Below are 20,888 nucleotides of genomic sequence, written 5' to 3'. Positions count from 1 at the left end.
TTAAGCATTAATAATGCTATTAATTTTGTTACTAACAAGTTCAAGATCAGACTTGGTCACACTACGTGCATCGATTTCTATCTTGCCTTCATTTGCTTTATATCCACGGCAATACACTGCTGGGCTAGTCGCAGTCAGCTTATTCACTATTGTCGGTGTCGTCATATTCAAAGCGGTTTCATCAAAACTAATTTCTGTTCTTGCAATATCTCTACCAGCACTATCCCAAACCACCTTAGCATCGACGCCATTAAGCTTATTTAACTGCTCAATGAAGTCTTTCATTTTGTCGACCATTTGTTGGCCTGTTTCATGATTGCGGGTGTAATATTCGGCAACAGCCTGAGTTAATCCTAAAATACCCTCTTTTCCGACTTTCATCGCACGACCGATTCCCTGAGATTGCATTCGAACCCAGTCGATGTATTGTTGGCGTCCAACCACTAAACCACTTGTTGGTCCTTCAATCGCTTTGGCACCACTGTAAATAACTAGATCAGCCCCCATTTTATAGTAAGATTTCAAATCGCCTTCTGCGGCAGCATCAAGAATCAATGGCAATTGATGGGCACGAGCCACCTCAACCGCTTCTTCAATCGATAGCATGCTTTTTTGTACACAGTGATGCGACTTAACGTATAAAATCGCTGCGGTATTTGGGGTAATCGCTGCTAATAAGTGCGCTTTGGTACACTCATTGGCATAGCCCGCTTCTTTCACTTGTCCACCACCAAGCATAATCATGGTGCTAACGGGTGCGCCAAAGTTAACGTTATGTCCTTTAGGGATCACGATTTCATTCGGTACATCATGCTGATGCGCATGCAGGTTCTCTAAACGGTATTGATCGTCTTTCACAATCATGGCGGCAACCGATTGAGCGATACCAGCGGATGCACATGACACAACAACCGCTGCCTCTGTTTCTAATTGATCGGCAATAAATTCACCGGATTTAATTACCAAATCTTTCATTTCAAAGTATTGGTTTAGGCCAGCATTAACCGCTTCAGAGACGGATTCCGTTGGTGTCGAAACACCTAAAATTGTCATGCGACCGGAACAGTTAATGACTTGCTTAAGATTGTATTTTTCATGAATTGAAGACATCTAATTTAGCTCCATCATTCGTTAATATTAATTGGCCTGAAATAACGGCGGCTAATGGCATAAATTTCATTTCACCTTGACGAGATTGCGACTCGGTATCCACCAGTTCTTCATTGTATTCAACCAAATCAAATATGGTGAGATCGCCATCTTTGCTCGGCTCTAATTTCCCTTTATTATCTAAACGCATCACCTGCGCAGCGTTAGTCGTCACACAGTCAATAATCCTTTCAGGAGAAAGACCAATGGCAAGAAATTTAGACATAATATGAGCCAAGCTGCGAACAGGTCCTAACTCTCTATTTTTGCAATAAATGTCTGAGCTAATGGTATCTGGATAGATTCCTTCGGCTATCGCTTTCTCAGCAACATCAAAGCTAAAACTTGCGCCACCATGACCAATATCGAGTTTTAAGCCTCGTTGTAATGCAGCTGCCACAGACGCTTTCACTTTGCCAGACTGGTCTAAAATTCGGTTTGGCTTGCCGTTATAACAATGAGTAATGACATCATTTCTCCCCAGAAGGTCGGCGACATCATCTAAATTTGGTGGGTTATTTCCAATATGAACCATCAAAGGTAGGTTCTTGTTTTCTTGCTGAATTTCTTTCGCTAAGTGCAGAGGCTTCATACCCGATTGCTCTACAACACTACCACTCATTCGCGCTTTCAAGCCTTTGATAAAATTCGGATGACGTTCAATCGCAGAAGACGCTAATGCTTTATCGATATCCGCTAAATTTGCTAATTCATTTTGACGTAATAAGCCAATCCGAGAAATATTTAATAAGCTGTAAACATTGGTTTTTTGTTGTGCAGAAAGTTGATAAAAGTCATCGACATCATTGGCACCAACACTGCCTGCATCAATCACCGTTGTCACACCTTGAGCCACTCCGACTAAGTCGGGTTCATCATGATAAATCGGTGATTTGGGATAACAATGTGTGTGTAAATCAATCCAGCCGGCACTGATATAATATTTCCCTTTAAGGTCAATACATTGTTTAACACTACCTTGAATTTCCCCTACTTCCACAATGCTTCCATTGCTAATGGCAATATCAACTAACTCATCGTTAATTAACTTTGCCGCCTTAATTAGAAGATCATACATAAAATGGCCTGATTCGTTGATGAAAGTAAAATACTGGCTCCCTACCTAAAAGGAGATCGAAATCGATAAGGAGCCAGTGAAAACATCGTTAGGTTTGATTGGCGATGACTAGAGAGCGATTGGATAGATAGAACCTAAGATCATTGCCCCAAGAATCGCACCACCCGTAATTGGTTTCTGCCATTGATAGAAAATTAATGCACCAACTAGTGAGCCAATACCAATAGGAATCGATGCACCAATGGCAGACAAGATAATCAAAGGCCCAAGAAAACGACCAGATGAGTTACCCGCACCCATCATGACATCTGCACCATAGGTAGAGTTACTTTGATTAATGGTATATTTACGAGCCAGAATGATGATGTAGCCAATCGCAACACCAAGCGCAAAACCTGTCGCTAATGCCGCAATAAAGTTTTCAAGCGGAAACATAATGCCTGCGCCAAGTAATAGAGCTGGAACACCAAGACCAATACCGGTTTGAATCGCGCCACCAATATCTAAAATACCGACTAAAGAACCTTCGATGATACGAGCAAATAAGAAACTCGCACCAAAGGCTGCAACTGCACCGTATACACCAGTATCCATACCAGCACGTAACATTGAAACGAAAGCGACTTCATTAAATGCACCGATACCATATAGGTAATACATATGCGTACCAGCAAAAACACCAGAAGAAAGTAGTCCGACAAAGAATGGGAATGACCAGTCAGCGTACCAAAAGTTATTTTTTTGTTGTTCGTCCATCATTCAACCCTTACTTGCTATGAATCATGTGTAGCCATTCAGGCACATTAACTCGGAAAGACTCTAGAACTTCGATATCAAATCCACGGAAGAAGGCGCTTAATGCGAACAGTGCGATAACTGCAGCTAGCATAATTTTCGTCACTTTATTCCAGCCACTATCTTCTACACCTTTACCAATCAAAATACCGAGAACCAGACCTGGTACCGCATTACCCATGATAAGTTGTGCTAGTCCACCAAAAATCGTACCCCAAAAACCAGATTTACGACCCGCTTCAATCGCCGCTAGCCAAAAAATAACTGGCATCGCCACGTTAACTAACAAGTTCGCAGCAGGAACGAGTACTTTCACAGCTGTAATTTGCAATGTTTCTGGTACTGCTGATGCCGTAGAGTTAAGGAAAGCAACCACAAGCATGCCGATGATGCCGCAGGCAATCCCCATTTTTTTAGGATCATGTAAGGTTTCCGTCACATTGCGGTTTTTCACCATCAAAGCTGCGGCCCCCCAGTTTGGAATGATTCGGTGATCAACATCTTGCGTAAAAGAACCAGCAGCAACAGAAGAAGCCCAAGCGTTGAAAAAGAACCCCAAACCAAATGAGAAATGCGAAGCAGGATCACCTTCACATGAATTTAGCTCACCTAAAGTACGAAAAGCCCCCATTCCTTGTACTGTTGGAGCGTGGAACATACGTGCCGCTCCTACCCCAACACCAACACCAACAAACGCACCGATAATGAGGGACTTAATTAATATAATTAAGAACATATTATTTCCTTTTATTTCACCCTAATAGATCAAACATTATTTTGGAGAAAACTCGACATCATCAAGATCAAACAAAGTAATATCTACGGTCACATCCAAAGTTAAGAAATACGTGGTTTTTACTCTTGGTAAGAATAAAAACATAAACTTTTCCGTCACTTCTTTATACGTAGATTGAATAATTTCTATATCGATTGGTTCAATCCGTAAAATAATCTTTTTACTGTCTTTTAAGATTGTTTTTTGAATTTTACTTAAGGCATGACTCATAGCGTCATTTTTGGTTTTACCGCTACCTTGAACCCTTACTGTGCTTGTTCTAGATTCTTTCATAATTTAGCCGTTAGTTTTTTTAAGGTATGCTTCAATTAATTTCTGACCTAATTCTTCTTTGTCCATGAAGCCAAAACCCAGTACGTTATAACCTTCATTAATTGCCGTTACGCCTTCTTCAATAGAACGCATACCATAACGTGCTTTATAGCCATATTTTGTTTGTGCTGTAATAGCACCTGCTCCACCACTACCACAGAAAGAAATACCAAGATCAGCGTCTTGCTCTTTCATTACATCGCCTAGTTTCATATCGGCTGCAACACCTGTGATTACCGTTACTTCTGCACCAGCAGTTTCTGCACCTAGACCTACTTTTTGTCCTTTACCTAAACGATCACCAATTACTAATTTAACTGTAGTCATAATCTTATGCTCCTAATTCACTTGTTAATTCGTTTTCTTTTGCTACTTCAAAGTGGACAGATAATAAGTAAGTTTCTTCAAAGGCAATATTATCGACCCAAGAAACTAACTCTTTTGCTAATTGATGAGAAACATCTGAAATATCTTCAAACATTTCAACTTCTACTTCAGGAAGAGGCTCTCCAGTGTAAGAACGAATAACCATTGCTTTTAAATGAGAAAATAACATTTGCTTTTGAACTGCATCAGGAAATATTTTATTTTCTCTTAATAAGTTAATCGCACGTTCAAATAATGCATCGAATTCAGGCTTTAATTGAGCCTCATCGATATTTGAATCTTTCACTTCCACAGGAATCTCCAAAACAGGTTTATATTTAAGTTGGAACCATCATAAGTAATCAATAAAAAAGGAGGAGAGAAGTATTTTCCAGTTATAAGTGGAAAAAACGGAGGCGCTCAACAAACATAATGAAATAAATCTTTATAAACATATAGTTAACTATTAAAAGATTAACTTTCTACTTAATTTACAACTCCAATTCCAACATTTTGTTTTGTGAAGTCATTCACAGTTACTTAGGAACTATTGATTTTTGGTGAGTAAATTTCATTCAATACAACATAGTGTTAAGCAAGACCAACGGCACAACAAAAGAGAATGTAAGAGGGTAACGGGAAGTCATATAAAACAATTAAAGCGCAAGCATTAAAGATTGGAAGATATAACCCCAACCTTCAATACTCACGCTTTTAATAAATTAATAGTTTTTAACTACTTTAAGACTTAATAAGTCGAGAAATATAAAGCAATATCACCGCTCCGACCGTTGCTGTAACAAGTGATCCGATTAATCCTCCTGATGATAGCCCCAACAAACTAAAAGTGAAGCCGCCGATCACCGACCCCACAATACCAATGACGATATTACCAATTGCGCCAAAGCCGGAACCTTTCATTATCTGACCAGCCAACCACCCTGCTATCGCACCGATAATTAAAAACATAATAATATTCATAACTACTCCTGTTTCTTGGGTATAAATAAATGTGCTTGTTTAATAACAAGCCTAGTTGATAATCATAAAAAAAGAGAATTTTTAAGGTGTTGTCATCAATATTGTATAGAAAAAGAAGTAGTGAAAAATTCGTATCGGTCAATTAGCTCGTGGGCATATTCGTCATATCAACCAAATACTTCCTGTGGAATAGATCTTGAGTCCATCATCACGCTCTATCCCTTTAATGTTATTAATACCTATTGAGAATAGATGACGTTTAATGGCTTATCTAATGTATTACAGATATAAAAAAAGCACCCGAGGGAGGTGCCAAATAAGTACAACAAATGACTAAAAAAGGTTCATTACCAAAGGAATTGAAGAGGAGATGAGGCAACTAACACCGTCAAACTACCGCTTCAATTACTTGGGTATAGATATTAAATTTTCGCGCCATCGCTTACCCAGTCAACCACTAATGCGCGTTCTTCATCGGTCATCTTGGTTAAATTACCAAGTGGCATAACACGTGTTTGAACTTGTGATTGAATACGTGGCGCATTGGTTTGAATCTCTTCCGGCGTATCAAGTACTACTCCTGCAGGTGCCGTCGCAAACATATTACTGGTTGGCGTTGCTGAGTGACATTCTACACAACGTGTTTCTATCACATGCTGAACTTGAGTAAACACGGAAGCTTCTGCTACTTCTGTACCCGCTTCATGTGCACTGGCAGTTTCTGCTGCGCTATCAGTCGTAGTTGCAGATTCTTGTTTAGCAACTGGCACACTAGGTTCAGATAGGCTAGGCATCTTGTTTGACGTCACAAACGCAAGGCTAATCATACCTAATACCGCAACCGGTACCGCCCATGCAAACTTCTGTCCACCATGACGAGTGTTAAAATAGTGACGAACTAGGATACTGAACACTGCTAAACATGCCAAAATTAACCAGTTATATTCCGAGCCATATGTGCTTGGAAAGTGGTTACTGATCATAATGAACAACACAGGCAATGTTAGGTAGTTATTGTGACGAGAGCGCAATAAACCTTTGGCTGGCAGTGCAGGATCGGGCTCTGTACCATCTTCAATCGCTTTCACTAAGTTGCGCTGTGCTGGCATGATCACGAAGAATACGTTACCCACCATGATAGTACCAATAATCGCACCAACATGGATGTAAGCACCACGGCCACTAAACACTTGGCTTAAACCATAAGCTGCTCCAACAAGACAGGCAAATAGCACCACCCCTAATAACAGTGGTTTTTTACCCAATGGTGAATCGCACAACAAGGTATAAATTATCCATCCACCCACTAGCGAAGCGATACCAATACCAATTGCCGCTCCGACACTTAACCCCGAACCCGGAGCAATTAGGTAAATATTGGCATTAAGGTAGTAGACTACGCCTAATAGCAACACACCGGTGATCCAAGTGAAGTAGGCTTCCCACTTAAACCAATGTAGGTTTTCTGGCATTTGAGGTGGTGCTAATTTGTACTTCTCTAAGTGATAAATACCACCACCGTGAATCGCCCATAAGTCACCAGATAATCCCGTTTTCGGATTAACACGGTTTAAGTTATTTTCTAACCATACAAAGTAAAATGATGCCCCAATCCACGCGATACCAACGATCATGTGGACCCAGCGAATTGTAAGATTGAGCCATTCCGTAATATGCGGATCCATAATTTTCTCCTTAAACTGTTCCTTGTCTAGAGCACACGTAACCGGGATATGGTGAACCGGTATGCTCTTCAATAGACGGCTAAATAATCAACAATCTGTTCGTACTTCGGTTAATTCACACTTGGTAAATGATCCAATGACAAGATGATTTTGGTTGATTGTTCAAAGTACACTTCATCACAGTTATTGCCTTCGCCAGCACGGTCAACAATTAAGAATTGATCATCTGGTTGAAGTGCAAGTACTGGATGGTGCCAAACCCCTTTGTGATAATTCACACCTTGACGTCCATTGCTTAAAAATGCTCTCAATGCTTGTGGTTGCAAATCTTCGCCCTTCTCTGCCACCACAATTAAATATGGATGACCAAGAAGCGGAATAAATGCTTGAGAGCCCAAAGGATGACGTTCCATCATTTGGATATTCAATGGATACGTTAAAGGGGTTGCCTGAAAAATACTGATGATGGGTTCACCACCGTTATCTGCCACATCCACATCCGCCATACGGTGATAGCGTCTTGTTGAGCCGTTATTGATCATAAAGTAATCGCTGACTTCTTTATCAATCACATCACCAAAAGGTTGAAATGCCTCTTTGGTTAATGGTTCAACTTTCAGTGAAATTGCGGTGTCTACAGTCATGATATCCCTTCCGTTATTTTATGCTCTATTGAGCCCTATTGTATTAACCTCAATACTATCCCCTTCATACTTGAAGCTGCAGTTTTGTTGACGGCGTTCATTCACCCCAATCATTTAGACAAGCTAAACTCATGGGGCTTCATTCACTTGTCGCCTCACTGTAACTCCAATTATTTTGGGTACATATTCCCATAATGGAAGTTTGTAGCCTTGAGTTTGGGCACAGACAGTCCTCATTCCCTTTTATGATTTACATGTCTTCCGCTGTATATATTTGTTTGTTACATGTCTTGAAGTCGAAACGAAGCGATCTTATTGATCTGCGCAATCGCGGTTGCAAATTCCGTTTCTTTATCGTTGTGAATTCTCTCAGCAAACGATGCCAAGATTTGGTGACGGTTAGCCCCCTTTACCGCCATGATAAAAGGGAATTCAAAACGAGCTTTGTATCGCTCATTAAAATCGGTAAATTGTTCAAATTCTTCTGACGTACATTGACTAATTCCAGCCCCTGCTTGTTCTGAAGTCGATGCAGCGGTTAGCTCACCATTAACCGCAGCTTTGCCAGCTAAATCTGGGTGAGCGTTAATCAACTCTAATTGTTCTTGTGGGTCAGCATCCAGCATAGTTTGTGCCATCGCCGCATGCAGCTTTTCAATCTGATCAAAAGAAGAATCCAAACCTTTATCAAAAGTACGCTCAGCAACCCAAGGACTGTGTTCATAAATATCAGCAAAGGTTTCAACAAATTCTGCTTTGGTCATTTTGCTTGGTTGGCAAGTTTTAAATTGAGTCACGGTTCCTTCCTTCTTTACTTAATATTTGAAACTGGCTTGAGATGATCACTTAACAAGATCAGGATGCGGATGACATTCATGCCAGTGTTTAGCGATATCTAAACGACGACATACCCACACTTTTTCATGTTGCTGCACATATTCCATAAAACGTTTTAAACCTTGAATACGGCCTGGGCGCCCAATCAAACGACAATGCAAACCAACAGACATCATTTTTGGTGTTTCAGCGCCCTCTTCATACAAAGTATCAAACGCATCCTTTAAGTATTGAAAGAATTGTTCACCCGTATGGAAACCTTGGTTGGTAGCAAAACGCATATCATTTACATCAAGCGTATAAGGGATCACTAATTGAGGTTTAGGGCCTTCAGTATGCCAATAAGGAAGGTCATCATCATAAGCATCAGAGTCATATAAGAAGCCCCCTTCTTCGGCCACCAGCTTACGAGTGTTCACGCCATTACGGCCGGTGTACCAACCATACGGACGCTCACCTGTGATCTCCGTAATCACATTGATTGCTTTTTGCATATGTTCGCGTTCAGTATCAATGTCAATCTTGTGATAATCCAACCATCGGTAACCGTGACTGCAAATTTCATGCCCAGCATTCGCCATTTCTTTAATGACTTCAGGGTGACGCTCGGCTGCCATACCGACAACAAAAGCGGTCAGTGGGTAGTTAAATTGTTCAAATAACTTCAGAATACGCCACACACCTGCGCGACTACCGTATTCGTAAATAGACTCCATACTAATATGACGAGCATTAGGAAAAGGCTGTGCACCAATGATTTCAGAAAGAAATGCTTCTGACTCATCATCACCATGCAAAGTACAGCGCTCGCCGCCTTCTTCATAGTTCAGCACAAATGAAACCGCTACTCGAGCCTCGTTCGGCCACTGAGCATCAGGCAGATCTTTTCCATACCCGATTAAATTGCGTGGATACTCACTACCCATGAACCTCTCCTTTGTCGTGTCATCCTTGAATACTGAATTCATCTGAATTAAGTTCGTACACATTAAAAGTATACAACCTAAACCAGTAATCATCCCCGAATATTTGTTTTATTTATTGTATACAATTATCAAAACATGGCAAATATTTTTATTCACAACTTGTTAACCTACGCACTATTTGAAGTGAAAAACCAAATTAAATTGACTTAAAAGTCAGGAATATTAATTTTTTTTATTGAATGATGAAAACTATTAAATTAAAACTTTTACATTTAAAATCATAAAATTATAAATAAACCACCAAATTCTCATCCCCTTCAACACATGATCCAGTGCCAATTTTTTGAGCTATCACCTTTACGGAACACAATGTTGTGTACATAATCAATCTAAAGTGATCACATTTTTATAACAAACCTTTTTTGATTCACTCAACATTACTAAACCATTTATTTTAACAATCAATAAGCAGAGCTAATTATGGGAAAATTGACAACACATGTTTTAGATACGGCGAATGGATTACCGGGCTGCGATATTCAGGTTGAACTCTTTCGTATCACTGAACAAGGCGCACAAAAAATCAAAACCGTCACCACTAACTTTGATGGACGAACCGATTCGCCACTATTAGAAGGTGTCGATTTTGAAGTAGGTAAGTACGAACTTATTTTCCACACCGCAAGCTACTTTAAACAAAAAGGCGTGACGCTGGATGAAGTGCCGTTTCTAGATGATATTTCGATCCGCTTTGGTATTAACGATCAAGACAGTCACTACCATGTGCCACTACTTTGCTCGCCTTACAGTTTCTCAACCTATCGTGGCAGCTAGTTTTCATCGCCAACATAAATTCAGCGTTGTGCCAGCCTGCTGTCGGCACTTCGCATAACCCTAAACTTAACTATCAATGCATGGAGATCAGGATGTCCTCCGGGCCTACGGTCTATTGACCTTTGTCACGCCTAAAAAACGTATTGAGCTTTCTATCTAAGTCGCAAATGAATAAGTCGTTGTGACAAGTAGATGCAAAACCACAAGGACCACCCTACAAGGAAAAGTACCGTGGAAAATTCAAACAGTGAAACCTTAACCGAAAACCAAACCGAGCAATCCAACCAAAACTCAGGGCTACTCGAACGTTGGTTTAAACTCAAACAACATGGCACTACCGTCAAATCTGAAATCATTGGTGGCTTAACCACTTTTGCTACTATGGCTTATATCATCTTCGTCAACCCATCGATTATGGCGACGTCCGGTATGGATGCTGGCGCACTATTTGTGGCCACTTGTGTCGGAGCGGCAATAGGTACCCTGCTAATGGCATTTTATGCTAACTGGCCTGTTGGGCTGGCACCGGGTATGGGATTGAATGCATTTTTCGCCTTTACTGTTGTTGGCGAAATGGGTTATAGCTGGCAAGTCGCATTAGGCGCTGTCTTTATCTCAAGCGTACTATTTGTCGCAATGAGTTACAGCAGCTTACGTGAGTGGATTTTAGACAGCATTCCGCACAGCCTACGTTATGCCATGACAGCAGGTGTTGGATTATTCCTTGGTTTGATAGGATTGAAAACGGCCGGCATAGTAGTCGAAAGTCCAGCGACCTTAGTCTCACTCGGTGACTTCACACAACCAAGCGCGGTATTAGCCGCATTATGCTTTTTGATCATTAGCGTACTGAGCGAACGCAAAATATTCGGCGCGGTATTAATTGGTATTTTCAGTGTCACCATGATCGGTTTTTTCATGGGTATCGTTGAATATAACGGTATTTTTGATACTCCACCTAGCCTAGCACCTACCTTCATGGCAATGGATATTTCAGGGGCATTAGAGATTTCGATGATCAGCGTGATCTTAGCTTTCTTGTTCGTCAATATGTTTGATACCGCAGGCACCTTAATGGGCGTGGCTCAACGTGCTAACCTGATTGATGAAGATACCGGGAAAATTAAAGATCTTCGTAAGGCATTAAAAGCCGACAGTATAGCGAGCGTTGCGGGGTCTTGTGTCGGTTGTCCACCTGTGACTAGCTATGTAGAAAGTGCTGCTGGCGTTGAAGCAGGCGCTCGAACAGGCCTATCTTCTGTCGTCGTTGGTTTGCTATTTATTGCCGCTATCTTTGTATCACCGCTGGCTGGTATGATCCCAGGATACGCGACAGCAGGCGCACTGATTTATGTAGCGTTTGTCATGATGAGCAGTATGCAACACATTAAATGGAACGACTTCACTGATGCCGCTCCTGCAGCCATCACCGCATTAATGATGCCGCTGACGTTCTCAATTGCCAACGGTATTGCACTAGGCTTTATTACCTACACAGTTTTAAAGGTCGCAACGGGTAAACAAAAAGACGTCTCAATTTGCATGTACGTATTAACGGCAGTCTTTGTCGCTAAATTAGTCTTTATGTGAAAGACTGTACTCCATTTAAAGTAAATTCAAAACCAGTAGTGTGGAAACATACTGCTGGTTTTTTTATTCTTAGTGTCTTTGTGCGATATTTTTGTGCACCGAAACCCCAAAACCAACTTCCCTTCTATAAACGTCACAGACCAATTAGACAGAAGCTGCATTCAAGGAGAAAAACTTGTTTTTCAAACACGGTAAATCTATAGGCGATTTTTGTCTTTGATGTAGAACTCGCATAATGCGAATGATTGAGCCTTAACTTTAATAATGTTTGCGATTCAATTAATCTTATCCCAAATACTCAAACCTGAATATGAGATCTCTACTCCGCTTTTTGGGTTTGTTTTTCTACATTATTGATAACTCACTCACCAATTTGAAGTGCTGTGAAAGACTCCTCATTCATAATAATATACATTAACTTCCCATTAACATATTCAGGCAAGAAATCAGTCGTGTGCTACTGGTTAGATATTGTTCAGACAATTATTCTCATAGAATGATTTAATATACATTTTTCTTGCATAAAACCATACAATCATTAGTATATTTACCTAGTGACAATAAATGCAGAATGGAAGCATGACTATTCAAATTAACGCTATTAATAAGTTTTACGGTTCAAACCAAGTTTTACACAATGTAAGCTTTGAGTGTGAAGCCGGTGACACCTTAGTTTTACTTGGCCCAAGCGGCGCAGGAAAAAGCTCATTACTACGTGTTTTAAACCTATTAGAGATGCCTGACAATGGTACGCTTTCTATTGCCAATGAGTCGTTTGATTTTTCTACTAAAATTTCAGAAAAACAAGGCATGGCACTGCGCAAAAAGGTCGGCATGGTTTTTCAACAATACAACTTATGGCCTCACATGAGTGTTCTAGATAATTTGATTGAAGCACCTATAAAAGTTGCCGGCATAAATAAGGCTGAAGCAAAAAAAGAAGCGATGGAGATCTTAACCAAGCTTCAACTCGCCGATAAAGCAGATGCTTGGCCCTTACAGTTATCAGGTGGTCAGCAGCAGCGTGTGGCAATTGCTCGTGCATTAATGATGAAACCTGACGTACTACTTTTTGATGAACCAACTGCAGCGCTTGACCCTGAAATCACCTCACAAGTTGTCGATATTATTAAAGAATTAAGCAAAACTGGCATCACGCAAATTATCGTGACTCACGAAGTTGATTTTGCTAAAAAAGTCGCCAGTCATTTGTTGTATTTAGAAAAAGGCTATGTGGTTGAGCATGGTGATAAGAGTCACTTTACCAACCCACAATCCCAAGCGTTTGCCGATTACTTAAGACACTAAAACCTAACAATAAAAACATTCTATTAGTAAAAAAATCACAGATATAAATGGAGTTATACAATGAAAAAAATTCTACTTGCTAGCTTAATTGGCCTTACTTCTACTCACGCGATGGCGCAAGACGAAATCAAATTTGCCACTGAAGCCACTTATGCCCCGTTTGAATACATAGATGACAACAACCAAATTCAAGGCTTTGATATCGACCTTGCCAAAGCATTATGTGCAGAAATTGAAGCTAAGTGTACTTTCCAAAATCAAGCGTTTGATAGCTTGATCCCAGCACTTAAATTCAAGCGCTATGATGCAGCCATTTCAGCGATGGATATTACTGAAGCACGTCTAAAACAAGTCAGCTTCACCAATGCTTACTATGATAACGCCGCCGCTTTTGTTTCAGTTAAAGGTAAAATCGTAGACCAAGCGGGATTAAAAGGTAAACGTATTGGCGTTCAAAATGGTTCAACTCACCAAAGCTACCTAGTCGATCAAATGCCAGGCGTAACGGCCGTTCCTTACGCAAGCTATCAAGATGCATTTATTGATATGCAAAATGGCCGTATCGATAGTGTATTTGGAGATACCGCAGTAGTCGCAGAATGGTTCAAAAAAGAAGATGACCTAGCCTACGTAGGCGAACCAGTTACCAACAAACAATACTTCGGTAATGGCTTTGGTATTGCGGTAAACAAAGACAATCAAGAATTGGTAGATCAACTAAATGCAGCACTAGAAAAAGTGAAACAAAATGGTGAATACAAAGCGATTTTTGATAAATACTTTGCTAGCAAATAAAATACCAACGCCAACAAATAACTGATCATCCTAGCTAGTTAAAAAACTTGCTAACTACGTTATAAAATTTGTATGTAGGACCACTACGAACAGAAATTTTATGCCTTGTTATCAAGCTTTTTCTCTGCGCTAATTTAGACCACTTATTTATTGGAATTGGTATAGGCAATCTTGAAGTCTAAAGAATAGTGAATAAGTGATGTTCTCAGGTTACTCTCTAGCATTAATTGACGCGAGCTGGCTGACAATTCAGTTAGCCTTTACCAGCCTTGCTGTGGGCTTGGTGCTTTCTATGATCTTTGCAGGTGGCGAAATGTCGCGCTTGAAATTGATCTCTTGGCCAACCACGGCTTTGGTGACGGTAATTCGAGGGTTACCTGAGCTTCTTGTTGTCTTGTTCATTTTCTTTGGTTCAGGACAAATCTTATTCTACATTACTGGCGAATATATCGAGATCAGCCCCTTTCTTTCTGGGGTGATCGCCTTATCACTTATCTTTGCTTCTTATGCAGCCCAAACCTTACGTGGTGCGCTTAAAGCGGTACCGAAAGGTCAAGCCGAAGCGGCGACTGCTTTAGGTTTATCTAAACCTCGTGTTTTTATTCGCATTGTTCTACCACAAGCAGTACGTCATGCCCTGCCCGGTTTAACTAACCAATGGCTAGTGCTATTAAAAGATACCGCCTTGGTTTCTCTGATTGGCGTGACGGATCTATTAAAACAAGCCCAACTCACTTCAGCCGCTACCCACCAAAGCTTTACTTGGTATGCAACAGCGGCCGCAGTTTATCTTGTCATTACTCTAATCACTCAACGTGTTATTGCTATTCTCAATAAAAAATATCAATTACAAGATGCCAATATGGTTTCCAGTAAACCTAAGAAAAAACAGCCACTAGGAGCACAATCATGAACGAACAACATGTTTGGCAGCTACTTGATGGCCTGCAAACCAGTATCGAATTAACGGCCGTTGCGCTATTGGTCGGCTGTACTTTGTCACTACTGATGACTATGACTTTAATCGTACGCTTACCTGTCATTCATTTGTTCAGCCGAGCTTTGATTACCCTATTTACTGGCACACCACTACTAGTACAAATATTCTTAATCTATTATGGCCCGGGCCAGTTTCAGTGGATTCGTGATAGCTTTATGTGGAACTGGTTAAGTCAACCTTGGTTTTGCGCGATGTTAGCGTTAGCGTTGAACACTGCAGCTTACAGCACCCAACTATTTAAAGGCGCATTTGATGCAATTCCATCAGGGCAATGGCAAGCCTGCCGCGCACTAGGTATGAATACAAAAACCACACTAGGTGTATTAGTACCCTATGCAATTCGTCGTGCTATTCCGGCTTATTCAAATGAAGTGATTCTTGTATTTAAAGGCACATCCCTAGCCAGCACCATCACCATTATGGATTTAATGGGCTACGCACAACGCATTAACGCTCAAACCTACGATACCTTGACAGTATTTGGTATTGCTGGTGCATTCTATTTAATCATCAATGGCATCTTGTCACTAATATTCCGTAAAGTAGAACAGAAAGTATTGGCGTTTGAGTCACAGAGTCATTAAAAGGTTTCAATAGAAAGAATAAAAAAGCGAGCTAAAAATAAGCTCGCTTTTTGTTATTTGGTCAAAAGTATTTAGATATCAAACATCAGGTTACCCGGGGCTAGGAATGGCCAACGCAATATCGTAGGCTCACCTTTTGTATCATTAGCAAAAAAGTAGCCGACTTGTGGGGTCGCATAAACTTCATCTCCACGACTAAATGAGTGCTCATTCAATGCTTGATGTGTCAATTTCGCCTCCCATAACTCATTTGAACCCCAACCTATTGGCGATAACTCTACACGAACCTCTGCCCCTACTGGGTTAATCGCGACGACTTTACATGGTAATGATGCCTGGCTATTAGGTTTATCCGAGACACTGACTTCATGACTTCGAATATACAGTGCACCGTCTTTTTGCGTTTTTTCCTCCATAGCGGGAAGGATAAAAGCATCTCCATCTTGCCAATATTTGTTATTCCAATTGGCTTTAAATTGGTTAACATTACCAAAAAAATCAAAGACAAAACGGCTATTGGGGTGAGCATAAAGCTCTACTGGCGAATCCACCTGCTCTATTTTACCATTACTCATTACCACTACTCGGTCGGAAAGCTCTAAAGCTTCATCTTGATCGTGCGTCACAAATACACTAGTAAAACCCAGCTCATCATGTAAATTGCGTAACCAGCGGCGTAAACCTTTACGCACTTGTGCATCCAATGCCCCAAAAGGCTCATCCAGTAATAACACTTCAGGTTTGGTGGCTAATGCTCGCGCCAAAGCGATACGTTGCTTCTGCCCACCCGAAAGTTGCTCAGGATAGCGACCAGCTAAATGCCCAAGTTGCACAATGTCTAATAATTGCTTCACTCGTTTATTAATTTCAGCAGCGTTAGGTCGAACAGAACGGTCCATGACTTGCAAACCAAAAGCCACATTATCTGCAACAGTCATATGACGAAATAACGCATAATTTTGGAACACGAATCCTACACGGCGATCACGCACATGAATGTTGGTCACATCTTTATCACCAAAGTGAATCGAGCCTGTGTTGGCATTTTCTAATCCAGCAATAATACGAAGTAACGTGGTTTTACCCGAACCTGAAGGCCCCAACAACCCTATCATTTCACCATTTTCAATATCTAGCGAGAGCGGTGAAAGTGCCTCAAATTTACCAAATTTCTTGGAAATATTATTTAAACGAATACTCATAATTCACCTTGTTGCTGCTGTTGAGACTGCTGACTATTAATATGATTTCGTTCTTGTCGCCACTCAACGATGGCTTTAAAAATCAGAGTTAATAATGCGATAAACGCCAATAACGATGCACTGGCAAAAGCCGCTTCTGATTGGTAATCTTCATATAGCAATTGAACATGTAGTGGTAAGGTGTTGGTTTCTCCACGGATATTGCCTGATACCACCGCTACTGCGCCAAATTCACCAACCGCACGTGCATTGGTCAAAATAACACCGTAAATCAAAGCCCATTTGATATTCGGTAGTGTTACGCGACGGAATAATTGCCACCAAGAAGCCCCTAAAATCACAGCTGCTTCTTCATCTGATTGCCCTTGTTGCTGCATCAATGGAATCAACTCTCGTGCCACAAATGGGCAAGTCACAAATACCGTCACCAATAAGATTCCCGGCCAAGCAAACATAATTTGTAAATCATGTTCATATAACCACTCACCCAGCCAACCACTGCTTCCATATAGCAACAAATATAAAAGGCCTGCTACAACTGGCGATACCGCAAACGGTATATCAATTAAAGTGATTAAAAACTTACGACCAATAAAATCAAATCGAGTCACCGACCAAGCCAGCATTACGCCAAATACCAAATTAATTGGCACGGTCAGTAATGCCACAATCAAAGTTAAGCCAATAGCGTGAAGCGTATCAGGCTCATTCAAGTTATTAAAATAGGTGGAAATTCCACTTGCAAAAGCTTGTTGAAAAATACTGATCAGTGGAATAACCAAAAGAATGGCGACGAAAAAAAGCGCAAGAGAAATTAAACTCCATTTGACTAAAGGGTTTTCACCAATGCGTGAAGACCTAATATGTAAAGATTTGGACATCGTATCCCCCTTACTTACCGTGAATACGGCGTAAATAAGCGCCTTGCCATAGATTTATCAGCAATAACAATGACAATGAAGTGAGAAGAACAACTGAAGCAATAGCACTAGCCGCTGGGAAGTCAAATTCCTGTAAGCGAACAAATATCATTAATGATGTGATTTCACTCACATATGGCATATTGCCGGCGATAAAAATTACCGCTCCGAATTCACCTAAACTACGTGTAAATGACAAAGCAATGCCAACTATCAAGGCTGGACGAATAGAAGGCATAATGACTTTCCAGAATACGGCCCAGTCAGATGCCCCAAGTGTCACCCCTGCTTCTTCTTCCTCTTGAGATATTTCTTCTAAGACGGGCTGAACAGTACGGACTACAAACGGAATACTCGTAAAAGCCATGGCGATGATAATACCTAAAGGGGTATACGCGACTTTAATACCGACATTTTCTAAAAGGCTTCCGATCCATCCATTACTTGAGTATAAGGTTGCTAAAGTTATCCCCGCCACTGCGGTGGGTAGTGCAAAGGGTAAATCGACTAAAGCATCTAAAATACGCTTACCAGGAAACTGATAGCGAACTAAAACCCAAGCGAGTAATAAACCTAAGACACCATTAAACAGCGAAGCAATAAATGCGGATCCAACCGTGACTTTATAACTGGCTACCACGCGAGGATCAGCAATAACATACCAATATTCACTAAGAGACATCCCTTTTGTTTGCATCACTAATCCCGTTGCTGGGAGTAGAAGAATTAAACTTACAAAAAGAAGTGATATGCCCAAACTAATGGCAAAGCCGGGTAGTACTCGTTGCTGTGTTGGACGAGAAAGTGCGTGAGATCCGCTCATAAACCCTCAAAAAATCTATCAAAATGAATGGTTACCCCAATGAGAGGCAACCATATTCTAAGAAATACAGATTAACGACGTTGCAATTGATCGAGTTTCGCACCATTACCAAACTGTGTTTTCATTGCATTTTCCCAACCACCTGCAATTTCTTCTACTGTAAGTAGTTCAACGTCAGGGAATCGATCAGCAAATTCAGCTTTGACTTTTTCATCATGAACACGATAGTTAAAGCCAGCAAGCATACGCTGTGCTTCTTCACTGTATAAGTAAGAAAGGTACTCTGTCGCCACTTCTGTCGTACCATTGCGTTTTGCATTTCGCTCAACAACAGCAACGGGGAATTCCGCTAGAATTGACGTTTTTGGTACCACGACTTCATAATTATCTTCACCATATTGTTTACGAATATTGTTCACTTCTGATTCAAACGTGATAAGTACATCGCCAATTTGACGTTCAACAAATGATGTGGTTGCCCCGCGGCCGCCAGTATCAAATACCGCAACGTTAGCTAGCATTTGCTTTAAGAATTCATCTTGTTTAGCTTCATTGTCTTTACCAAATGATTTCTGTGCATAACCCAGTGCTGCTAGATAAGTATAACGAGCATTACCTGAAGTCTTAGGGTTCGGAAATACTGAAGACACACCTTCACGCGCTAAGTCGCCCCAACCTTGAATATTTTTAGGGTTACCTTTTCGAACTAAAAATGCTGTGGTTGAATAATATGGAGAGCTCGCGTTAGGCAATTTACTTTGCCAATCTGCAGGGATCAATTTACCTTTATCGTGTAATACCTGAACATCAGTAACCTGGTTAAAGGTCACCACATCGGCCGATAAGCCTTGCAAAATAGAACGAGCTTGAGCAGAAGAACCACCATGAGATTGTTTGATTTCAATGGTCTTTCCTGTTTTTTCTTGCCAATGTTTAGCAAAAATCGGGTTATAGGTTGCAAACAATTCACGAGCAATATCGTAAGAAGAGTTCAAAATAGTTTGGTCTTCTGCTGACGCGTTAAACGAACTTGCAATTAACAAGGCAGCAAACACTGACTTTATTTTTTTCATTATATTTATACTCCTAATTCACTTTACAAGGTGACATCCTTTGAACCTAGAGTATGTTTATCAAGCTTGAATAACAAAGGTTATAAATAGAACTTTTTGGAATATTATCAAACCATAAATTGTTTGCCGTGTTATTGTATTAATAAGGTGAATAGTAACAAAATAGCGTTAATACCAATCAGCATAGGGGAAGCAAGTGTCTGAATTTCCAACCATCGAATCTTATGTAGGTCAAACACCTTTAGTGAGACTACAACGACTTGCCGAAGGCAATCAAAGTACCGTACTGGTAAAACTTGAAGGCAATAATCCTGCTGGTTCAGTAAAAGATCGCCCCGCTCTGAATATGATTAATCAGGCTGAGGTTCGTGGAACAATTAAACCAGGTGATACCATTATCGAAGCGACCAGTGGTAACACTGGTATCGCATTGGCCATGGCGGCAGCGATCAAAGGCTACAAGATGATCTTAATCATGCCTAATAACTCAACCCAAGAACGCAAAGACTCAATGAAAGCTTATGGTGCGGAACTTATCTTGGTGACTAAAGAGCAAGGAATGGAAGGTGCTAGAGATTTAGCACTTCAAATGCAAAACGAAGGCAAAGGCATTGTACTCGATCAGTTCAATAATACAGATAACCCCGATGCACACTTTGATTCAACAGGGCCTGAAATCTGGCAACAAACTCATGGAAAAATCACCCACTTTGTTTCGAGCATGGGTACAACAGGGACCATTGTTGGGGTTTCTCGCTATCTTAAATCAAAAAAACCTGACGTTTGTATTGTTGGACTACAACCTTCAGAAGGCAGTGCCATTCCGGGGATTCGCCGCTGGCCTACAGAATATTTACCGGGTATTTATGACGATTCAACGATCGATATGGTTATCGACATTGACCAAGAATCCGCAGAATCAACGGCGCGAGCCTTAGCTCAAAAAGAAGGGATTAGTGCTGGTGTAAGCTCTGGTGGTGCCGTGTATGCGGCAATCGACATAGCTAAAAATAACCCGGGCTCCGTAGTAGTTGCTATTGTCTGTGATAGAGGGGATCGTTACCTGTCTTCAGGATTATTTTCTTAATCACGGTTATTTCCGGGTTAATCATTTCTAACAATCAAGCTCATACAAATAAAAAGCTCCCCTACCAAATTGGCAGAGGAGCTTGATTAACTCAGCATATTTT

The 20,888-nt window shown here is 40.7% G+C and carries 23 protein-coding genes; 7 read left to right on the top strand and 16 right to left on the bottom strand.

Going from position 1 to position 20,888, the window contains the following annotated elements; genetic code table 11:
* From ACE3G9_RS09230 to puuE, 12 genes are all read right to left on the bottom strand, one after another.
* Window positions 1-1,110, bottom strand: a complete 1,110-nt coding sequence (locus ACE3G9_RS09230) for a DgaE family pyridoxal phosphate-dependent ammonia lyase (RefSeq protein ID WP_449218980.1) — start codon at window positions 1,108-1,110, stop codon at window positions 1-3.
* Window positions 1,094-2,227, bottom strand: a complete 1,134-nt coding sequence (locus ACE3G9_RS09225) for an amidohydrolase/deacetylase family metallohydrolase (RefSeq protein WP_449218979.1) — start codon at window positions 2,225-2,227, stop codon at window positions 1,094-1,096. Before ACE3G9_RS09225 ends, ACE3G9_RS09230 begins: the two co-directional genes overlap by 17 nt.
* A gap of 108 nt (window positions 2,228-2,335) precedes the next feature.
* Window positions 2,336-2,983 (bottom strand): DUF4310 family protein, encoded by a 648-nt coding sequence (locus ACE3G9_RS09220; RefSeq protein WP_417879926.1) that lies wholly within the window; start codon window positions 2,981-2,983, stop codon window positions 2,336-2,338.
* 10 nt (window positions 2,984-2,993) lie between these two features.
* Window positions 2,994-3,758: a DUF4311 domain-containing protein gene (locus tag ACE3G9_RS09215; protein WP_417879925.1), complete on the bottom strand. Its 765-nt coding sequence runs from the start codon at window positions 3,756-3,758 to the stop codon at window positions 2,994-2,996.
* Between the two features lie 36 nt (window positions 3,759-3,794).
* A complete protein-coding gene (locus tag ACE3G9_RS09210; RefSeq protein ID WP_449218978.1) occupies window positions 3,795-4,091 on the bottom strand; it encodes a DUF4312 family protein in 297 nt (98 codons plus the stop codon).
* A 3-nt stretch (window positions 4,092-4,094) separates the two neighbouring features.
* On the bottom strand, window positions 4,095-4,457 hold the full coding sequence (locus ACE3G9_RS09205; protein ID WP_449218977.1) for an SFCGS family glycine-rich protein: 363 nt from the start codon (window positions 4,455-4,457) through the stop codon (window positions 4,095-4,097).
* A gap of 4 nt (window positions 4,458-4,461) precedes the next feature.
* Window positions 4,462-4,809, bottom strand: coding sequence for a transcriptional regulator (locus tag ACE3G9_RS09200; protein ID WP_449218976.1), 348 nt, complete (start codon window positions 4,807-4,809; stop codon window positions 4,462-4,464).
* Between the two features lie 428 nt (window positions 4,810-5,237).
* A complete protein-coding gene (locus ACE3G9_RS09195) occupies window positions 5,238-5,477 on the bottom strand; it encodes a GlsB/YeaQ/YmgE family stress response membrane protein (RefSeq protein ID WP_417879922.1) in 240 nt (79 codons plus the stop codon).
* Window positions 5,478-5,899: 422 nt separating this feature from the next.
* Window positions 5,900-7,162, bottom strand: a complete 1,263-nt coding sequence (locus ACE3G9_RS09190) for a urate hydroxylase PuuD (RefSeq protein ID WP_417879921.1) — start codon at window positions 7,160-7,162, stop codon at window positions 5,900-5,902.
* A gap of 110 nt (window positions 7,163-7,272) precedes the next feature.
* Window positions 7,273-7,806: an ureidoglycolate lyase gene (locus tag ACE3G9_RS09185; protein WP_449218975.1), complete on the bottom strand. Its 534-nt coding sequence runs from the start codon at window positions 7,804-7,806 to the stop codon at window positions 7,273-7,275.
* A 281-nt stretch (window positions 7,807-8,087) separates the two neighbouring features.
* Window positions 8,088-8,603 carry a 2-oxo-4-hydroxy-4-carboxy-5-ureidoimidazoline decarboxylase gene (gene uraD, locus ACE3G9_RS09180; RefSeq protein ID WP_417879919.1) on the bottom strand — a complete coding sequence of 172 codons (516 nt, stop codon included), beginning with the start codon at window positions 8,601-8,603 and terminating at the stop codon, window positions 8,088-8,090.
* Between the two features lie 45 nt (window positions 8,604-8,648).
* The gene (puuE, locus tag ACE3G9_RS09175; RefSeq protein ID WP_449218974.1) at window positions 8,649-9,569 is read right to left on the bottom strand and encodes an allantoinase PuuE; all 921 of its coding nucleotides are present in this window, start codon (window positions 9,567-9,569) and stop codon (window positions 8,649-8,651) included.
* Window positions 9,570-10,049: 480 nt separating this feature from the next.
* On the opposite strand from puuE, the gene uraH reads away from it, so the two are divergent.
* From uraH to artM, 6 genes are all read left to right on the top strand, one after another.
* Window positions 10,050-10,403, top strand: a complete 354-nt coding sequence (gene uraH / locus ACE3G9_RS09170; protein WP_417879917.1) for a hydroxyisourate hydrolase — start codon at window positions 10,050-10,052, stop codon at window positions 10,401-10,403.
* Window positions 10,404-10,634: 231 nt separating this feature from the next.
* Window positions 10,635-11,993, top strand: coding sequence for an NCS2 family permease (locus ACE3G9_RS09165; RefSeq protein WP_417879916.1), 1,359 nt, complete (start codon window positions 10,635-10,637; stop codon window positions 11,991-11,993).
* Between the two features lie 579 nt (window positions 11,994-12,572).
* Window positions 12,573-13,301, top strand: a complete 729-nt coding sequence (gene artP / locus ACE3G9_RS09160) for an arginine ABC transporter ATP-binding protein ArtP (protein ID WP_417879915.1) — start codon at window positions 12,573-12,575, stop codon at window positions 13,299-13,301.
* A 60-nt stretch (window positions 13,302-13,361) separates the two neighbouring features.
* Window positions 13,362-14,096, top strand: a complete 735-nt coding sequence (locus tag ACE3G9_RS09155; RefSeq protein ID WP_417879914.1) for an arginine ABC transporter substrate-binding protein — start codon at window positions 13,362-13,364, stop codon at window positions 14,094-14,096.
* 196 nt (window positions 14,097-14,292) lie between these two features.
* Entirely contained in the window at window positions 14,293-15,009 is a 717-nt protein-coding gene (gene artQ / locus ACE3G9_RS09150; protein ID WP_417879913.1) for an arginine ABC transporter permease ArtQ, read from the top strand.
* On the top strand, window positions 15,006-15,680 hold the full coding sequence (gene artM, locus ACE3G9_RS09145) for an arginine ABC transporter permease ArtM (protein ID WP_417879912.1): 675 nt from the start codon (window positions 15,006-15,008) through the stop codon (window positions 15,678-15,680). Before artQ ends, artM begins: the two co-directional genes overlap by 4 nt.
* 71 nt (window positions 15,681-15,751) lie before the next feature.
* Here the strand turns inward: artM and ACE3G9_RS09140 are convergent, their stop codons facing one another.
* The 4 genes from ACE3G9_RS09140 to cysP all read right to left on the bottom strand — a co-directional run bounded on the left by ACE3G9_RS09140 (window position 15,752) and on the right by cysP (window position 19,698).
* Window positions 15,752-16,882 (bottom strand): sulfate/molybdate ABC transporter ATP-binding protein, encoded by a 1,131-nt coding sequence (locus ACE3G9_RS09140; RefSeq protein ID WP_449218973.1) that lies wholly within the window; start codon window positions 16,880-16,882, stop codon window positions 15,752-15,754.
* Window positions 16,879-17,763: a sulfate ABC transporter permease subunit CysW gene (gene cysW / locus ACE3G9_RS09135; protein WP_417879910.1), complete on the bottom strand. Its 885-nt coding sequence runs from the start codon at window positions 17,761-17,763 to the stop codon at window positions 16,879-16,881. Before cysW ends, ACE3G9_RS09140 begins: the two co-directional genes overlap by 4 nt.
* Before the next feature lie 10 nt (window positions 17,764-17,773).
* Entirely contained in the window at window positions 17,774-18,625 is an 852-nt protein-coding gene (gene cysT, locus ACE3G9_RS09130; protein ID WP_417879909.1) for a sulfate/thiosulfate ABC transporter permease CysT, read from the bottom strand.
* A gap of 71 nt (window positions 18,626-18,696) precedes the next feature.
* Complete coding sequence (gene cysP / locus ACE3G9_RS09125) at window positions 18,697-19,698, bottom strand: thiosulfate ABC transporter substrate-binding protein CysP (protein ID WP_449218972.1); 1,002 nt, start codon at window positions 19,696-19,698, stop codon at window positions 18,697-18,699.
* 196 nt (window positions 19,699-19,894) lie between these two features.
* Here cysP and cysM point away from each other — a divergent pair, with 196 nt between their 5' ends.
* Window positions 19,895-20,785 carry a cysteine synthase CysM gene (cysM, locus tag ACE3G9_RS09120; RefSeq protein ID WP_417879907.1) on the top strand — a complete coding sequence of 297 codons (891 nt, stop codon included), beginning with the start codon at window positions 19,895-19,897 and terminating at the stop codon, window positions 20,783-20,785.
* The last annotated feature ends 103 nt before the right edge of the window (window positions 20,786-20,888 follow it).

It is taken from the genome of Vibrio sp. E150_018 (assembly GCF_053544035.1).
The sequence above is the reverse complement of the archived record's forward strand: the minus strand, read 5'-3'. Positions and strand labels throughout refer to the sequence as shown.

What these genes read in the sequence shown, in the direction of transcription:
- ACE3G9_RS09220 (WP_417879926.1), bottom strand. Translation starts at nt 2,983, where the DNA reads ATGGACGAACAACAAAAAAATAACTTTTGGTACGCTGACTGGTCATTC.
- cysP (WP_449218972.1), bottom strand. Translation starts at nt 19,698, where the DNA reads ATGAAAAAAATAAAGTCAGTGTTTGCTGCCTTGTTAATTGCAAGTTCG.
- ACE3G9_RS09230 (WP_449218980.1), bottom strand. Translation starts at nt 1,110, where the DNA reads ATGTCTTCAATTCATGAAAAATACAATCTTAAGCAAGTCATTAACTGT.
- ACE3G9_RS09215 (WP_417879925.1), bottom strand. Translation starts at nt 3,758, where the DNA reads ATGTTCTTAATTATATTAATTAAGTCCCTCATTATCGGTGCGTTTGTT.
- artM (WP_417879912.1), top strand. Translation starts at nt 15,006, where the DNA reads ATGAACGAACAACATGTTTGGCAGCTACTTGATGGCCTGCAAACCAGT.
- artP (WP_417879915.1), top strand. Translation starts at nt 12,573, where the DNA reads ATGACTATTCAAATTAACGCTATTAATAAGTTTTACGGTTCAAACCAA.
- ACE3G9_RS09205 (WP_449218977.1), bottom strand. Translation starts at nt 4,457, where the DNA reads ATGACTACAGTTAAATTAGTAATTGGTGATCGTTTAGGTAAAGGACAA.
- ACE3G9_RS09195 (WP_417879922.1), bottom strand. Translation starts at nt 5,477, where the DNA reads ATGAATATTATTATGTTTTTAATTATCGGTGCGATAGCAGGGTGGTTG.
- ACE3G9_RS09210 (WP_449218978.1), bottom strand. Translation starts at nt 4,091, where the DNA reads ATGAAAGAATCTAGAACAAGCACAGTAAGGGTTCAAGGTAGCGGTAAA.
- cysT (WP_417879909.1), bottom strand. Translation starts at nt 18,625, where the DNA reads ATGAGCGGATCTCACGCACTTTCTCGTCCAACACAGCAACGAGTACTA.
- puuE (WP_449218974.1), bottom strand. Translation starts at nt 9,569, where the DNA reads ATGGGTAGTGAGTATCCACGCAATTTAATCGGGTATGGAAAAGATCTG.
- ACE3G9_RS09155 (WP_417879914.1), top strand. Translation starts at nt 13,362, where the DNA reads ATGAAAAAAATTCTACTTGCTAGCTTAATTGGCCTTACTTCTACTCAC.
- ACE3G9_RS09185 (WP_449218975.1), bottom strand. Translation starts at nt 7,806, where the DNA reads ATGACTGTAGACACCGCAATTTCACTGAAAGTTGAACCATTAACCAAA.
- ACE3G9_RS09225 (WP_449218979.1), bottom strand. Translation starts at nt 2,227, where the DNA reads ATGTATGATCTTCTAATTAAGGCGGCAAAGTTAATTAACGATGAGTTA.
- ACE3G9_RS09190 (WP_417879921.1), bottom strand. Translation starts at nt 7,162, where the DNA reads ATGGATCCGCATATTACGGAATGGCTCAATCTTACAATTCGCTGGGTC.
- uraH (WP_417879917.1), top strand. Translation starts at nt 10,050, where the DNA reads ATGGGAAAATTGACAACACATGTTTTAGATACGGCGAATGGATTACCG.
- ACE3G9_RS09140 (WP_449218973.1), bottom strand. Translation starts at nt 16,882, where the DNA reads ATGAGTATTCGTTTAAATAATATTTCCAAGAAATTTGGTAAATTTGAG.
- cysW (WP_417879910.1), bottom strand. Translation starts at nt 17,763, where the DNA reads ATGTCCAAATCTTTACATATTAGGTCTTCACGCATTGGTGAAAACCCT.